Origin of the sequence: Sphingobacterium sp. SGL-16 (genome assembly GCF_011043515.1) — a bacterium.
Lineage (GTDB): Bacteria > Bacteroidota > Bacteroidia > Sphingobacteriales > Sphingobacteriaceae > Sphingobacterium > Sphingobacterium litopenaei.
This window is the reverse complement of record NZ_JAAKGQ010000131.1, coordinates 1-387: the sequence shown is the minus strand read 5'-3', so window position 1 is coordinate 387 and position 387 is coordinate 1. Positions and strand designations below refer to the sequence as shown.

1 protein-coding gene is annotated in these 387 nt (G+C 36.7%); it reads right to left on the bottom strand.

Translation table 11 applies throughout. The features are described 5' to 3' along the window. Window positions 1-387: transposase (locus tag G5B32_RS16980; RefSeq protein ID WP_206366953.1), on the bottom strand; the 387-nt coding region annotated here is incomplete at both ends.

Sequence of the window (387 nt, the reverse complement as noted above, 5' to 3'; positions counted from 1 at the left end):
CATTGTACTCAAAGTAAGTGGATAGATTTGTCCAATTATCAACCCAACCACTTACTGCTAATGGATACTTGTTACCCCATTTTTCCTCAAACTCTAAAAGCTTTTGATAACCATATTCCTGAGTATTAGCTTTATAGATAGGCTGCATATCTGCTACTACAGCTTTTTTGTCTTTCTCAGGAACATATTTTAGACTTGAGCGTATTTGATGAACTATACATAATTGAACCTGGGTTTTCGGATAAACTGCTTCTATAGCTTCCGGAAAGCCTTTTAAGCCATCCACACAAGCAACAAGAATATCTTCTACCCCTCGTTGTTTTAAATCACTTAGTACCGAAACCCAAAATTTAGCTCCTTCATTCTCGGACAAGTACACTCCTAATA